This is a genomic window from Rhodococcus sp. ARC_M5, assembly GCF_022810405.1.
In the GTDB taxonomy this organism is placed as follows: domain Bacteria; phylum Actinomycetota; class Actinomycetes; order Mycobacteriales; family Mycobacteriaceae; genus Rhodococcoides; species Rhodococcoides navarretei.
In genome coordinates, this window is the sequence record NZ_JALGQE010000004.1 from 216,469 (window position 1) to 231,727 (window position 15,259).

At 63.5% G+C, this 15,259-nt stretch carries 15 protein-coding genes; 11 read left to right on the top strand and 4 right to left on the bottom strand.

Annotated elements, in window-relative coordinates; all coding sequences use genetic code 11:
• Nucleotides 1–3: 3 nt before the first annotated feature.
• From MTX34_RS08530 to MTX34_RS08570, 9 genes are all read left to right on the top strand, one after another.
• The gene (locus tag MTX34_RS08530) at nt 4–1,074 is read left to right on the top strand and encodes a glycosyltransferase (protein WP_243609090.1); all 1,071 of its coding nucleotides are present in this window, start codon (nt 4–6) and stop codon (nt 1,072–1,074) included.
• Nucleotides 1,071–2,216 (top strand): polysaccharide biosynthesis C-terminal domain-containing protein, encoded by a 1,146-nt coding sequence (locus MTX34_RS08535; protein WP_243609091.1) that lies wholly within the window; start codon nt 1,071–1,073, stop codon nt 2,214–2,216. Before MTX34_RS08530 ends, MTX34_RS08535 begins: the two co-directional genes overlap by 4 nt.
• The gene (locus MTX34_RS08540; protein ID WP_243609092.1) at nt 2,213–3,328 is read left to right on the top strand and encodes a glycosyltransferase; all 1,116 of its coding nucleotides are present in this window, start codon (nt 2,213–2,215) and stop codon (nt 3,326–3,328) included. Before MTX34_RS08535 ends, MTX34_RS08540 begins: the two co-directional genes overlap by 4 nt.
• Nucleotides 3,329–3,333: 5 nt before the next feature.
• Nucleotides 3,334–4,359 carry a hypothetical protein gene (locus MTX34_RS08545; protein ID WP_243609093.1) on the top strand — a complete coding sequence of 342 codons (1,026 nt, stop codon included), beginning with the start codon at nt 3,334–3,336 and terminating at the stop codon, nt 4,357–4,359.
• A gap of 277 nt (nt 4,360–4,636) precedes the next feature.
• Nucleotides 4,637–5,299: a TetR/AcrR family transcriptional regulator gene (locus MTX34_RS08550; protein ID WP_243609094.1), complete on the top strand. Its 663-nt coding sequence runs from the start codon at nt 4,637–4,639 to the stop codon at nt 5,297–5,299.
• Nucleotides 5,300–5,390: 91 nt separating this feature from the next.
• Nucleotides 5,391–6,536, top strand: coding sequence for an NAD(P)/FAD-dependent oxidoreductase (locus MTX34_RS08555; RefSeq protein WP_243609095.1), 1,146 nt, complete (start codon nt 5,391–5,393; stop codon nt 6,534–6,536).
• 252 nt (nt 6,537–6,788) lie between these two features.
• Nucleotides 6,789–7,211: a hypothetical protein gene (locus MTX34_RS08560; RefSeq protein ID WP_243609096.1), complete on the top strand. Its 423-nt coding sequence runs from the start codon at nt 6,789–6,791 to the stop codon at nt 7,209–7,211.
• Nucleotides 7,212–7,247: 36 nt separating this feature from the next.
• Nucleotides 7,248–8,516 (top strand): transposase, encoded by a 1,269-nt coding sequence (locus MTX34_RS08565; protein WP_243609097.1) that lies wholly within the window; start codon nt 7,248–7,250, stop codon nt 8,514–8,516.
• Nucleotides 8,517–8,686: 170 nt separating this feature from the next.
• The gene (locus tag MTX34_RS08570; protein WP_243609098.1) at nt 8,687–8,971 is read left to right on the top strand and encodes a hypothetical protein; all 285 of its coding nucleotides are present in this window, start codon (nt 8,687–8,689) and stop codon (nt 8,969–8,971) included.
• 107 nt (nt 8,972–9,078) lie between these two features.
• Here the strand turns inward: MTX34_RS08570 and MTX34_RS08575 are convergent, their stop codons facing one another.
• Genes MTX34_RS08575 through MTX34_RS08585 form a run of 3 tightly spaced genes read right to left on the bottom strand, consistent with a single transcriptional unit; the run spans nt 9,079 to nt 11,870 of the window.
• Complete coding sequence (locus tag MTX34_RS08575) at nt 9,079–9,699, bottom strand: GntR family transcriptional regulator (protein WP_243609099.1); 621 nt, start codon at nt 9,697–9,699, stop codon at nt 9,079–9,081.
• 21 nt (nt 9,700–9,720) lie between these two features.
• On the bottom strand, nt 9,721–10,665 hold the full coding sequence (locus tag MTX34_RS08580; RefSeq protein ID WP_243609100.1) for a hydroxymethylglutaryl-CoA lyase: 945 nt from the start codon (nt 10,663–10,665) through the stop codon (nt 9,721–9,723).
• On the bottom strand, nt 10,665–11,870 hold the full coding sequence (locus MTX34_RS08585) for a CaiB/BaiF CoA-transferase family protein (protein ID WP_243609101.1): 1,206 nt from the start codon (nt 11,868–11,870) through the stop codon (nt 10,665–10,667). The genes MTX34_RS08580 and MTX34_RS08585 overlap by 1 nt, the downstream gene beginning before the upstream one ends.
• 208 nt (nt 11,871–12,078) lie before the next feature.
• On the opposite strand from MTX34_RS08585, the gene MTX34_RS08590 reads away from it, so the two are divergent.
• On the top strand, nt 12,079–13,425 hold the full coding sequence (locus tag MTX34_RS08590) for a 2-hydroxycarboxylate transporter family protein (protein ID WP_243609102.1): 1,347 nt from the start codon (nt 12,079–12,081) through the stop codon (nt 13,423–13,425).
• A 102-nt stretch (nt 13,426–13,527) separates the two neighbouring features.
• Here the strand turns inward: MTX34_RS08590 and MTX34_RS08595 are convergent, their stop codons facing one another.
• Nucleotides 13,528–13,935 (bottom strand): hypothetical protein, encoded by a 408-nt coding sequence (locus MTX34_RS08595; RefSeq protein WP_243609103.1) that lies wholly within the window; start codon nt 13,933–13,935, stop codon nt 13,528–13,530.
• A 192-nt stretch (nt 13,936–14,127) separates the two neighbouring features.
• Between MTX34_RS08595 and MTX34_RS08600 the strand changes: the two genes are divergently transcribed.
• A complete protein-coding gene (locus tag MTX34_RS08600; RefSeq protein WP_243609104.1) occupies nt 14,128–15,099 on the top strand; it encodes a bile acid:sodium symporter family protein in 972 nt (323 codons plus the stop codon).
• Nucleotides 15,100–15,259 lie beyond the last annotated feature (160 nt).

The window sequence follows — 15,259 nt, forward strand, 5'->3', positions numbered from 1 at the left end:
AAGGTGATCCTGCGTGACTGCCGACTCGTCTACGTCGCCCCCCGATCCGGGGTGGGCGGCGTGGGCGACTATGCCGACGACTTCGCCGACGCCGTGAGGCCGCATTTCGGCGAGGTGATCGAGTATCGCCACGAGGGACCCGGATCGCATTCGGTGCGCGATATTCTGCGCCACCGCAGGGCTATTCAAAAACTCGTCGACGCCGATCCCGGCCGTGTCATCGTGCACTGCGAACTCAGCGGCGGTTCGGTGATGCCGTTCTGGGCGACCGCCCGACTCACCGGCGACCCGGTGGTGACCGCTACGGTGCACGACCCTCCCGGCCTGGTCTGGTGGCCTGCGCGCACCAAGTTCCTCGCAGGCAAGAAGGTGCTCAATCACGGCTTGCACTACCCACTTCGGTCGGGATGGCGGGCACTCGAACGCCGGGTTGCCGGTAGCCGAACGTTCTTCGCCCTGACCCGCTCAGGTGCCGATTCGCTCGCCCGTGAATACCCCCGCGCCACAGCCAAGGCCAGTGCCCTTTTCGTTCCCGCGCGCCCCGACATCACCCCCGCCGAGGAGCGGCCGCTGGCCGTCGGGCTCTTTGGATTGGTCTATCGCGGCAAAGGTTTCGACCAGATTCAGCAGCTTCGAGACAGTCTCCCCCGCGACATCGCGATCCGCATCGCCGGCCGGGGAACCGAACTACTCGATCCCGTCGACGGCGTGGAGATCCTCGGTGAGGTGAACGGACCGGACGAGGATGCCTTCTTCGCCTCCATCCGCGCACTCGTCCTGCCCTACGGCAAACGGAGTGTGTACGGAGATGCGTTCCCCGCGTCCTCGGTCGTGACGCGAGCAATCGCCTATCAGACCCCGGTGGCCTGCCTGAAGGTCGGCGCTCTCGCCGAGTCCGACAGCGGTGCCCTGGTGGTCGACGGTGATGTCGAGAAACTCGCCGAGGCCACCGCAGACCTCATCACCGATCCCATTGCGCTGGGCAAACTTCGGCGCGAAGTAGAGGCACTACGCATCTCCCACACCGCAGAACTCGTTGTGGACGACTTCGTCTCCGTGTGGGCGGCGCGATGAAGGGCAATCTGTTGAAGGCCGGAGTTGCTGCCCTGTGGACCTACGGCGGCCGCGGTATCGGCCTGTTGTGGACTATCGCGCTGATCGCCCAGCTGGGGATCTCCGATTACGGCCAGTACGCGATGGCCTTCGCCCTGGCCGCGATCGTGGCAGCGCCTCTGGATCATCCGTTCACCGTGCGCTCGATTCGCGTTGGCGAACGAGAGTTTCTGGGCGAGCGCACCACTCGCGTACTGACCGGCGTCGTTCTGATCGTCGGTGGCCTGTGCTTGGTGGAGGTGAACTACATCGCGTGGTTCGCTCTTGTGATCGGCGGCGGCGAGTTGGTCTTCAACGCCTACAAGAGCAGAGCGCTGCGCGACGGCCGTCCCGACCTGACCCAGCGCCTCGATACCACTCGGCAGGCTACCTCCATCGCACTCGCGACGGCCTACCTGTTCGCCGTGCCCGATCCGTCGCTGACGGTGGCCAGCCTGCTCTACGCTGCACCGTATTTCGTCATCGCGCTGCTCGCCGCACTGCAAACCCGGGTGGCCAGGCCCCGCCTGCCCGGATCGTGGCGCGAGATGTCGATGTTGTTCTCGGAGAACCTCGCCAACGCGGTCTACATCCAGGGAGACGTGCTGCTGCTCGGCTTCCTCACTGATTCCACCATCGCCGGCTACTACTCCGTCGCTGCCGTGACGGCCTGGGCGGTGGCCTTCATCGGTCAGGCGTTCGGCAACACTTTCCACGAAAAGCTCCGCGCAGCAGACGGACTCGTCAGCGCCGGACCGGCCTTGAAGCATACTGCGGTTCTCGGCTGCGCTGCCGGCTCACTGCTGCTGGTCGCCGGCCTCCTGCTCTTCGTCACCCCGGCCTCCCCGCAGGTCGCGGGTGCACTCGTCGTGATGTCTACGTTCGTGGTGATGCGAGTGATGAACCACGTGTTCACCACCGTGCTCTACCTCCAGCACCGCGACCGCACACGAGTGATGGCGGCAGCGACGCTGGCACCGCTGAAGATGGTTCTCGTCCTGTGCCTGTTCCCCTTCGGTGCCGTCGGTGCCGCAGTGGCGTCGGTGGTCACCGATGCCGTACTGCTCGTTTGGTTCATGCGCGCCCTGTACCGCGATCCGGTGAAAGAAGAAGTGACGCAATGAGACGCGCAACCTTCCTGTTGTCGAAAGACCCCGTGACCGAGCACGGCGGAGACATCGCACTCTCTCGCCTGATGATGCAGCTCGCCCGCGAGGCGTTCGAGGTTCGCTCGATCTGCTTGTCCAAGGAGACCGATATGGCTCCCGACGTCGTCCGCGTCCCCAAGCCGAAGGTCGACCTTGGGTTGTTGATGAAGTCCGTACGGCCCACCCGCTCGGTGGTACACGGACGCTACGACGTCGACGCCTTCCGTGACGCGATCGATGCATCCACCTCCGATGTGTATGTGGCCGAACACAGTTACATGGCCGAGTCATTCCTGCGCTCTACGAAGCTGGGGACGCCCTTCGCGATCAACACCGTCAACACCGAGTCGCAGGTGTGGAAGGTGACCCGCGGGTTGATCGGCCGCGTCGAGGCACCCCGCATCCTGCGTGACGAGATTCGCGTCGCCCGCGCGGCAGATGCCGTCGGGACCTACGATGCCGACGAGGCGCAGATGTACCGAGACAACGGTGTACGTGATGCCCGCTGGATCGACCTCACCCTCGAACCCACCCCCCAGCTCGACCTGTCCGAGACCGCGAAACGCCTGGTGTTCATGGGAACTCGGGATTGGCCGCCGAACCAGGAAGCCTTCAAGATCGCCCTGGAGTACTGGCCGGCGATCTCCGCGGGTATCGACGGTGCCGAGCTGTGCATCATCGGTGCCAAAGCCCCCGGCGCCAAGGATCCCGTCTATCCTCCCGGGGTTCGCGATCTCGGCTTCGTCGACGACCTGCAGGAGTTCCTCGGCACCTGCCGAGCCCTGATCGCACCGGTTGCCACCGGCGGCGGCGTGCGCGTCAAGATCCTCGACGCCGCCAGCAAAGGACTACCCGTCGTCGGAACCTCCGCGGCCGTCGGATCACTCGATTCGATCTTCGAGCTACCCACGTTCGACGACACCGAGCAGTTCGTCGCCGAATGCCGTCGCTACCTGCTCGATCGCACCGCCGCCGTCAAAGCGGGTGAGCGCATCTACGAGTTGAACACAGCACGCTGGAACGATCGCGTGCCCCATTCCACCGTCGAAGCACTGATCAGCGCCCCACTGACAACCACCTTAGGATGATCGCCATGACCCTCCGCTCCCGTCTGCTCACCGTTGCCGCAGCCGCCGCGATCGCCGTCGGCCTCTCGACACCGGTCGCACACGCGGCACCGGCCGACCTGGGCTTCACCGGTGGCGCACCGTTTCTGACGCTCGACGACGCCACGCTGAACAACGAACTCGGTGCCGGACGCGATATCGGTGCCTCGTGGGTACGGGTGGTGGTGAACTGGGCGGCCATCGAGACAGCGCCGGGAGTGTTCGACTGGGGCAACACCGATCGCGTGATCAATGCCGCTACGGCGCAGGGCTATTCGGTACTGGCCGTGCTGGGCGGAACGCCCGGATGGGCGCAGGGCGGCATCGCCTCGCCACTGCCCGGTGCGGTTCCGTTGGATCCCAACGCCTTCGGTGCGTTCGCCGGCGCAGCAGCAGCACATCTGGGCGATCGCGTCGACCACTACGAGGTGTGGAACGAGCCCAACATCCCCACCTTCTTTGCGCCCGTCGACGCCGCCCGCTACACGGGCATGCTGCGTGCGGCCTACCCCGCGATTCACAACGCCGACGCCGGAGCCACCGTGCTGAGCGCCGGGTTGGCCACCACCGTGAATCTAGGAGCCTGGACCGTATCGCCGGTGACCTTCCTGCAGCAGATGTACGCCGCGGGTGCCGCCGGATTCATGGACGCCGTCGCGCTGCATCCGTACACGTTCCCCTTCACCGTCGAGAACGACCCCAACGGCCAATGGGCACAGGTGGATCAGGCCTACGGAACGATGGCGGCCAACGGCGACGGTGGCAAGAAGATCTGGATCACCGAACTCGGCGCACCCACCGGAAACGGTCCGGGAGCTGTGCCCGAGGATCTGCAGGCTGCCATCATCGGCTCGAGCCTGGCCAAGGCGTCGTCGCTGCCGTACGTCGGGCCGGTCTTCGTGCACTCGCTGCGTGACTCGGGAACCAACCTCGCCGACACCGAACAGAACTACGGACTGCTGCGCTCGGACTTCAGCGCCAAGCCGGCATTCGACGTGGTGCGGGGTTCGTAGGCTCTGAAGGGTTCGGGTTCGGGACCTCACACCCTTTTTCCCGACCGCGCTCCCGAGTTCAGCTCATAGAATGGGCGCGCACCGTGCAGCAGGGGTGTGAGGTCGCTCAGCCGCAGGGGCGGTCCGGCGTGCGCACCTCACGGTTCACGATCGCTCTCCGGATGCGGCATCCCGCACATTCGAGTCGATACTGAACGCTCAGGTCCGGGGTCGTCTCGCCTCGGAATCAATCGCGGCCAGGCCTGGAACGACGTTCCAGTTGTGACAGGATCTGCGCATGCCAGAGAAGAAGCCGACACCCGCTCGACGCTCCGATGCCCTGTCCAAGGGCCGCATCGTGCAGGCAGCGATCGAAATGCTCGGTGAAGGTGGCGCCGACGCTCTGACGTTCCGCACGCTCGCCGCGCACCTGTCAACGGGCCCCGGTGCGCTCTATCACCACGTCGGCAACAGGGACGATCTTCTCGCAGCAGCGGCCCAAGCCGTGATGGCATCGGTTCTCGAACCCTCTCCCGACAACGAGGCGACGGAACCGGGTGTTCGCGGCGTGATGATGAGGGTGTTCGACATGATCACCACGCGGCCATGGGTGGCAACGCAACTCGCCGGCGCGCCGTGGCAGCCGGCCGTCATGCATCTCTTCGACCGCATCGGAACCGAACTGGACGCACGCGGAGTTCCGGAGAATGCGCAGTTCGACGCCGCGTCCGTGCTCATGTACCACGCTCTCGGGGCTGCGAGTCAGCGCGATGCCGGGAGGCAACTAGCCGCCACGGTGACGGACCGCGCGGCGTTTCTCGACTCCACCCGCTCGGCGGTGACGGATACCGGCGATCACCCGTTCCTGACCCGAATCGCGTCGCAATTCGCCGAACATGACGACCGAGAGCAGTTTCAGGCCGGTGTCGACATCATCTTGGCCGGTATCGACCGCGGCTGAATCGACCGCTCAGCGATATCCCGCTTGACAGCATTGGAACAGTGTTCCAATCTTAGTTGGAACACTGTTCCAACTATTGGCGGAGGCCTACATGGGTACAACCATCTCGATCATCGGTGCAGGACTCGGCGGCCTGGTGCTGGCACGAGTACTGCACGTTCACGGAATCGCCGCCACGGTGTACGAGGCCGATGCCGCGGCAGACGCTCGGACACAAGGCGGGCAGCTCGACATCCATGAGAACGACGGACAGGTCGCCCTCGCCGCGGCCGGGCTCACGGAGCAGTTCCGCGCCATCATCCATGAGGGAGGCGAAGCGACTCGCGTCCTACGCCCCGACGGCGAGGCGTTGTTCGACGAACCCGACGACGGCACCGGGGGTCGACCGGAGGTACTGCGCGGCGACCTTCGACGCATTCTGCTCGAGTCACTGCCGGCCGACACCGTTCAGTGGGCGCACAAGCTCACCTCCGTCCGCCCACTGGGCAACGGACAACATGCACTCGAGTTTGCGAACGGAACCACCACAGTCTGCGATTTGCTCGTCGGTGCCGACGGCGCGTGGTCACGAGTCCGATCCCTGCTGTCTGCCGCCGTACCCGAGTACGTGGGTACCGTCTTCATCGAGACCTACCTGCACGACGTGGACGCACGTCACCCCGCGACGGCTCGCGCAGTCGGCGGTGGAGCGATGTTCGCCCTCACACCGGGTAAGGGAATCTCCGTGCATCGCGAGGCCGGCGACATCCTGCATACGTATGTTCAGCTCAACCGCGGCGTCGAGTGGATCGATGCGATCGACTTCACCGACTCACACTCCGCAAAAGTAGCGGTTGCAGCCGAATTCGATGGGTGGGCAACGGAGTTGACGGCGTTGATCACCGGCGGGGACACTGCGCTGGTTCCCCGCAAGATCTTCACGCTGCCCAACGACCACCGCTGGGATCCCACGCCGGGAGTAACTCTCGTGGGCGATGCCGCACACCTGATGCCTCCATCCGGAGACGGCGCGAATCTCTCGATGTTCGACGGTGCCGAACTCGCTCGCGCGATCTCCGATCACCGCGGCAACATCGATGCAGCCCTGTCCGTCTACGAGCAGGCCATGTTCACCCGAAGTGAAGCGGTGGCCGTCCAGTCACATGAAACGCTCGACCTGTGCCTCGGAGAACGCTCCCCGTACGGGATGATCGATCTGATCTCGGGCGTCAGCTCGGGTGATCGTCTCTTGCAGTAGTAGTTTCACTGTCCGACGCCGCATCGAGTGCGAGGGCGTCAAGTAGTCATCGACGACAGACTGTCGCCGGTGATCACGAGAGTGGCGTCGGCTACGTGCCTTTCGATCGCGTCCTGCATCACCGGACCGTACACCCGGCCTTCTCCCATACCCAGGGTCGATGGCGTCTCGATAGCTCGTTTGCCACCACCTCGCCTCGAATCGGAGAGAGGATAGGGCAATCGCCGGATTCCGAAACCAGTGGAGGTTGTCATGGCAAGACTTGTTCAGCGGTTGGCAGTGTGCGGTGCCGTGATGGTCGGCGCGGCGTTCGCATCGGCTGCGGTGGCCTCCGCGGAGGTGACGATTCCGTTTCAGTTCAACCCAGCGCCCTACGGAAACCCGAGAGGCAGTGTCGATTCACCCCCGAGCAATTGTGCTGTGGTGGTCGGCGAGCAACCCGGGATCGCGAAGGTCACCGACACCCCGAATGCGAACACCGGCTGCTACCTCATCTCCGACGTGCGCTGGGTGAATCTCACTACCGGGGCCAGTGGTACCGCCCGATTGTCGGACGCCCTCTTCGGATCCCCGCACGAGGCAATTGTGTACAGCGGGCCGGGCCAAGTGGCACTCATCGGACTACCGACTTCTGCGACCACGGTGCCGGGGTTCGCGACGTTCTACGTTCCGTAGATCTTTGTCGATCTCGTAGGCTCTGATGATGGAATCGTGCGTGGGCAGCTGGGACCATCGTGGCAGCGCAAATCCTCGGAGGATCTGGATGTCCACTCCCGGCGAGCTGGTTTCGTGACGTACTCCGGGATTGTCGACACCGACCATCACCAGTTCGTCGTCGGGTCACAATCCGCAGAGACCTACGAACCTGCTGTGACCGGCAGCGTCATGGAAGTCGGACGGAATTTCGTCACCGTCATGACAGGTGCCGCATACGGCCCGGTCTCGGTAACAGTCGAACTACTCACCACCGCTCCCGGCGACCCTGGCGCTGAGGTCGAGTGGGAGGTCATCGAAGAAGCCACGATCAAGGTGAGCAAACCGTTCCGGGTCATCACCCTCGATGGTGAAATTGCACAGGATTTTCCAGCGTTACCGATAACCAAGGGTCTCAACACATTTCGTGTCAGCGCACGAGGTCGCGATGCGAACCCGGGCATGATCGTCGCCGAGCCCACCGAGTTGTACCTCGTCCAGGTCTGGAAAGTCACCCAGCCTGCCGCTCTGCGGCGACTCCACAAGACCGACACGGTGTGGAACGACGACATCGTCGTCCACAAGGTCAGAAGCTGGTGGGACCCCGATCCTGTCGCAGACGCGACCCTGTACATCAAGTACGGCTACGAGCACATGGCCAACCAGGTGAAACAGGACGCAATCAATTGGGGTGGGCGACCTCCCACCGAGAAGCTGTACCGCGCCGCCACTTCCAAACAGTTCGCATTTCACGATCGAATGCTCGTCGACGCTCTGGCGCGCGCCCGCGCACCGAAACTTCGCAAGATCGCGGCGTGGGCTGCGCGTCGGTCGTACACGTTGGCCGGCATCGCGGATATCGACTGGATTCGGGCCGGACTCGAGGCGTTCGAGAACGAGACCCCGCTCCCGGCACCGTTCGACGACCGGCACACCACGAAAGTGTGGGACGCATTCAACGCCGACACTCGCATCGAGCTGTGGGCCACTTCGGACAGCGGCGAACAGACCCCGACGCCGGCGTTGGTAGCGGTCAATTCTCTGACCGCCGCCAGCGGGGACGAGCCATTCGCCGACCTGTTTCACGCTTTGGACACCTTGCTCAAGGTGCAACACCAGGTCGACCACCCGGACCAGTTGCCGTTCTCGAGGCCGGACTACGACCACTTGGGGCTCATCTCCGATGTGCGTGGAGAGTTCTTTCCGAAATTGGCCCCGGCCGACCAGTACGAACGTTGGATCGGACACACGGTCGATGATGTGCTGCAAGCAGATACAGGGCGTTGACGGCGCTGTATCGACGCACATGGTGTCACAGCCAAGACTCCCGGCAGAGACGAGACACTAGGTAGGGGAGAATCCCTCCACATCCAGGGAAATCCAGAAGAGAGACAGGACTCCATAGACCGCACGTTCAGATTAGGACCTGATCGTCTGCGTTCGGTCATGATGAGTCCGTGCCGACTACCGATCCGTTCCACGCACTCGTTCTGATGAACGCAGTGTTCGCCTCTGCCGCATGGTCTCTGGCCAAGCCGTCGTGGCCCGCAGCGATATCGCTGGGTGTTACCTCGATTCTGTGGCTCTTCTTCAACGCCCCTATCGAGGGTGCGGTGCTGTATGTCGTCGATGCGGACAGAGGGTTGACCGAATCCGACTTCCTCACGGTTGCGGGGTTGATCCTGGCCGCAGTGACTATCGCCCGAGTCCGGCGCATCCAGCGATCGGACGTCGATTCCTGAAGCAACTCACGCTCCACTCCTCGAAGTAAGTCAGTGAATGCCCCTGATCGAGGCGTCGAGTGGAGTGTCCTGTGCAGCTGCCGCGTCCCTCCGGGACATCGCCGTCGTCAGCTGCCCTGCAGCGCACTGTGACAGCCTGCCCGGATGTGCGCGCGCATGATGGCCTCGACCCATTCGCCGTCGCCACTTTCCAGCGCGTCGACGATCTCGAGGTGATGAGAGGCACTCCGGATCAGTTCGGCCGGGGTGTACCGGCGAAAGGTTCGAGCTGCGACAACGGGTTTGAGCATTCCTATCGCCATGTCGGCCATGCGACCGTTGGGGCACCTCAGCAGAATCGCAGTGTGAAAGGCATTGTTCAGCACCGCTATCTCGGACAGGTCCGCGGAGTCGAGAATCTTGTCGTGCATGCGCTGAGCCATCTCTCGAAGCTCGGCGAGATCCGACTGGGTCACGTGACCGGTAGCAAGCTTGGCGGCCTCGGGTTCGAGAAGGGACCGAGCCGCGTAGATCGCTTCGACGGAGTCTCGGGTGTACTCACTGACGCGGGCACCCTTGTTCTTCTCGATCGTGACGACTCCGGTGCCGGCAAGAGTGACCAACGCTTCCCGGATGGGGGTACGACTGACACCCAGCCGCGCAGCCAACTCGGCCTCGTTCAACTTCTCGCCTGGGCCGTAATGACCGGCGACGAAGAGGTCGAAGATCTTGTCACCGATCTCGGACAACAGATTCCCCTGTCGACATGTTCACACGGGCCATTGTGCATCAGCGAGCTGTTGCCTGGTGCCACCTCTGCAGACGAACGAGTACGACGGAGTACCGGTGTAGCCGACGCTGGTCCGCACCATCGCCAAGTAGGCCTCGAGGTCTATCCCGGTCTCGATTCCCAGCGAATCCAGTAGTGCCACCACGTCCTCCATGGGCGCGTTGCCGAGAACGGAGGGGTCGCCTGGGAACCACATGTCTCCGCCGAGGCCGCCGAAGGAGGCCTCGATCCAATCCGCTCCCGCGGCCAGGCTCGCCAACGCGTTGACGGTGCCGAAGCCGTTGCGGTTGTGCAGATGCACCCCCACCGGGATGGTGGAATAGCGGCCCTTGACGCGTCGAACACCGTCGTAGAACTCTGTCGGCGTCTCGACACCGCTGGTGCCCGCCAGATACAACGAGTCGGCTCCGGCGTCGACCACTTGCTCGACCACCGCGTCGAGCTCGGTGGCATCGATCGGGCCGTGACACGGAGCGAAGAACGCGGTGGCCACTGCGGCGCTGACCTTCTTGCCGGACAGGTGCCCCTGGGCGACGATCGCGGAGAAGTCGTGGAGCAACTGCTCGGGCGTCGAATTCTGATTCTTCGCGGCCATGTCCCGATCGACCGGGATGATCGCGACGATTTCTTCGATCTCGGTGGCGCAGGCCCGTTGTGCGCCGCGAACATTGGGCACCAACGCCTTGTAGTGAACACCCTCTCGTCGCGGCGCCTCTGCGATGAGTCGCTCGGCATCGCCGAACTGCGGCAACACTTTCGGATGCGCGAAGGAGGTGATCTCCACGGTGGTCACACCGGAGTCGAGAATGCCGTGCAGCAGTTCGAGCTTCTGGTCGGTGCTGACGAACTCCGATACCGCCTGCAAACCGTCCCGTAGACCGACCTCGACCAACTTCGCGCTCCGGGGCAACCCGTCGAACACCATCAGATGGTCCCGTCGGCGCGGAAGGCGTCGATCGTGTCGCGCGTGAATTCGCCGACGGTGGTGAGTATCTCTTCGGTGTGTTCGCTGAGCTTGGGTCCGGGCCAACGGACGGCTCCGTCTGTGCGACTCAACCGCGGGAACGTGTTCTGCATCGGCACTTCTCCCAGGGTGGGATGCGGGGTGGTGATGATGCTCTTACGGGCAATGAAGTGCTCGTCGCTCAACATGTCCTCTGGTCGATAGATCTTGCCGACCGGTACCGAATGCGCCAGCAACAGTTCCTCGAGTGCGCGCGCGTCGTGCTGGACGGTGAACTCTCCCACCAGAGCGTCGAGTTGTTCCTGACGTTCACCGCGCGCTCCGTGCGTGCTGAACCGTGGATCGGTGGCCAACTCCGGCGTACCCATCGCTTCGGCGAGACGCGCGAAAACCGTGTTCTGATTCGCTGCGATCAATACCCATCCGCCGTCCGCGGTGGGATAGACGTTGCTGGGCGCGACATTCGGCAGAATGGCACCACTGCGTTCACGCTGATATCCCGAGATGACCCACTCGGGAACGATCGACTCCATGATGCCCAGCACCGCCTCGTAGATGGCCGAATCCACCACTTGTCCACGGCCACTGCGAGTTCGCTCGTACACCGCGCCGAGCGTCCCGATGGCGGCGAACACTGCGGCCAGCGTGTCGCCGATCGAGATTCCCACGCGTGAGGGCGGAGTCGAGGGATCGCCGACGACGTAGCGCAGTCCGCCCATCGCCTCACCGATCGAGCCGTAGCCGGCACGGGATGAATACGGTCCGCTCTGACCGAATCCCGAGACCCTGGCCAGAATCAAGCCCGGGTTGTCGGCAGAGAGACGGTCGTATCCCATCCCCCACCGCTCCAACGTCCCTGGCCGAAAATTTTCCACGACGATGTCGGAGCGGGAGATCAACGTTCGCGCGATGGCCTGCCCTTCGGGGGTGCGAAGATTCACCGTCACCGATTTCTTGTTGCGGCCGACGACCGACCACCACAGCGACTCGCCCTGGGGACGCGTCCGGCCCCACTCACGTAGTGGATCCCCGGTTCCCGGCTGCTCGAGTTTGATCACCTCGGCACCGAGATCTCCGAGGATCTGCCCGCAGAACGGTCCGGCGATCAGTTGACCCATCTCGATGACGCGCAGACCCTCCAGCGGTCCGGCACTCGTCGATCTCATTGGGCTCGGTTCGTCGATTACGCGGTCTTCGACAGTCACTACAGCTCCCCTGATTGCATGCACTTTGGTTCCAGAACTCGATATATAGAACGTTCTACCACTTTCTACGCGGATTGTGCATACAATCTGTCTTGACCGAGTGACTAGCGCCACATAACGTATTGCTGACTCCATCAGCTCATCGCGTACCGAAAATTCAGGAGAGACCGTGACGTCAGCCCGCCCGAGCGAATCCGAACTCGTCACCGAGGACAGCGAACGCACGTCGGATATGAACTCGACCCTCGGCTTGCCGATGCGCTGGTTCGTTCCGATGGCACTGGTCGTCGTAATTCTGGCGTACCTGTTCACGCCGGCGGAGGGGATGACGGCGGGCTTCGCCACCACGATGGCCCTCGGCGGACTGCTGATGGTGGCCGGCAACGCCATCCCCGGCCTCAACCGAATCGGCGGCGGCGTCATCTTCGCCATTCTGATTCCGGCCGTTCTGTACAGCTACAACCTCATGCCCGAGAGCACCGCGACAGCTATCGACGACTTCTACACCCTGTCTGCGTTCGGCGAATTCGTGGTCGCCGCGTTGATCGTCGGCAGCATCCTCGGCATGGACCGCAGCCTGCTGATCAAGGCGGGCTCTCGGATCATCGTGCCGATCGTCGCCACCATCACCGTGTGCTTCGCACTGTTCGGCCTCATCGGATATCTCACCGGATACGGTCTCGGCAAGATGTTGTTCTACGTCGTCGGGCCGGTTCTCGGCGGAGGTGTTGCAGCCGGAGCCATTCCGATCTCGGAGATTATCGCGCAGAACAGTGGCGGAGCATCGACCGATTACCTGTCGATGCTCGTCCCCGCAGTCGTGGTCGCCAATACCGTCTGCATCATCGTGGCGGGCGGACTCGCGTGGCTCGGTCGGCGCAAGCCGAACCTGTTCCCCCGCTTCAACGGCAACGGTGAACTCGCCGTCAACAAGTCCAGCTTGACCGTTCCGGTGGGCAAGGCCATCTCCTCGGCCGACGCCGTGCGCAGTTCGATCATCGGATTGTTCACCGCCGGAATGCTGTTCATGATCGCGGACGCGATGTCCTTCTACGTACCCTCGCTCCACACCTACGTCTTCTTGATCGTGCTGTGCGCAGTCGCCAAGATCTTCCTGCCCATACCCGACTTCCTCGTTCAGGGTGCAGACATCTGGTACAAACTCGTCGCCAACGCGTTCATCCCGGCCATCCTGGTGGCGGTGAGCATCGTCGCGATCGACTTCAAGCAGGTGTTGACCCTCCTCAACGATCCCGTCTACATGCTGTCCACCATCGCAGTGGTTTTCGTCGCTCTCTTCGCCGCCGGATTCGTGGGTTGGCTGGTGCACCTGCACTTCATCGAATCGGCGATCTCGGGCGGACTGGGCCTGGCCGACTTCGGCTCGAGTGGTGACCTGGCCGTACTCGGTGCCGCCAACCGACTCGAACTGCTTCCCTTCCTGTCGATCTCCTCGCGCATCGGCGGCGGACTGGTGGTCTTGGCTCTGTCGATTCTGGGGCCCATCGTGTTGTAAGGCGGGACTACGCGACGCGCACCTCACGGTTCACGATCGCACTCTGCACGCGGCATCCCGCGTCTTGGACTCGATACTGAACCCTCAGGTCCAGGCAGCGATCTATTGCCGGCGGCGATCGCGGGCACGCGCGCGGAGTTGGCCGACTGCAAGGAGGATCAGCGCGACTCCCAGAAGAGTGAGCGGAATTTGGGCGAGGGGGGCATCGATGTCGAGTACGAGAATTTGCCACACCACCCACCCGATGGTCACCAACCCGGCGCACGCGACGTACACCGCAGCCTCGGAGGCGTCGACGAGTACAGCAGCCACGCAGATCAACGGTCCGAGGCCGAGAAAGAACAGCACGAACAACCCGGAAATCCGGTAGTCCCAGGTATGCCACGAGGGGAGCATCCCGACATCCAAGCCCAGTGACCGCCCGCTGGGGTCGGAGGTCAAGGACACCCCGTTGAACGTCCCGGCTGCACCCAACAGGATCAGCAGCGCCACCGTCGAGAACTTGTTCACGGTGGCGTCATGTTCGTCGTCCTTCGGTTGTGACGGTGGTTCATCGCTGACGATACTGCCAGAATCAGTCCGATTGGTCTTGTTCTACTCGAATGTTCTGTCACGTGGGGACTTGCCTGTCGAGGCTGCGGCTAGGCTCGGTGGGTTGCGCGTCCGCCCTGGACGGCACCCCGACCACACAGGAGACTCCGCATGCCCGAGCTGAAATCCGTCAGCGAGTTCACCGGCAAGTGGTTCGCTCTGATCGTCGTGGCAGCGGGAGCGCTGGCGCTGATCACCCCCGACACGTTCAGCGGCGGCACGCCGGCCGTTCCGTGGTTGTTGTCGATCATCATGCTCGGCATGGGAATGACGTTGCGGCTCTCCGACTTCGCCGTCGTGGCGCGTCGCCCGTGGGCACTGCTGCTCGGCGTGGCGGCTCAGTTTCTCGCGATGCCGTTGCTCGGTCTGGGAATTGCCAACGCGCTCGGCCTCTCTGCCGCGCTCACTGCCGGAATGGTGTTGGTCGGCTCGGCCCCGGGCGGTACCGCATCCAACGTGATGGTCTACCTGGCCAAGGGCGACACCGCGCTGTCGGTCGCGATGACGTCGGTGTCGACTTTGCTCGCTCCGATTCTCACGCCGCTGTTGGTGCTGTGGCTCGCCGGTGAGTACCTACCGGTCGACGCAGGCGGACTGTTCGTCTCGATCCTCCAGATCGTGCTGGTTCCCGTCGTGCTGGGAGTTGTTCTGCGCTTGCTGTTCCCGGCGATCGTCGACCGCGTGCTCGATGCCCTGCCGTTGATCTCGGTTGCCGGAATCACCGCGGTCGTCGTCATCGTGGTGGCCGCCAGCGCGCCGACGCTGCTGTCCATCGGTGCCCTTATCGTCGTTGCCGTCGTGCTGCACAACTCACTCGGACTCGCGGTGGGCTATGGCATCGGCAAGGCGTGTGGCCTCGATGTCGCGAGCCGCCGCGCTGTCAGTATCGAAGTGGGAATGCAGAATTCGGGACTGGCTGCGGCACTGGCATCGGTGCATTTCAGCCCTGCCGCTGCCCTTCCCGCGGCCATCTTCTCTGTGTGGCACAACGTATCGGGATCACTTCTCGCCGGCTACTGGTCTCGGCGTTCGATCGAATCGCAGTCGGCCGAACGCGCGCAGGAGTCGACACCGACCGAATAGCTCTGCTCCAGCCACACTGCGATCAGAATCGGGTGCAGTTGACCGCGCTGAGCGCGGTCAGCTGCACCCGATTTGAAGCACCCGACGCGCATCAGAGCATCTTCACGGCCGCTTCGCGTGGGAGATGGAGCCTCGCCGCCCGAACGCTCGAGTTCGACCG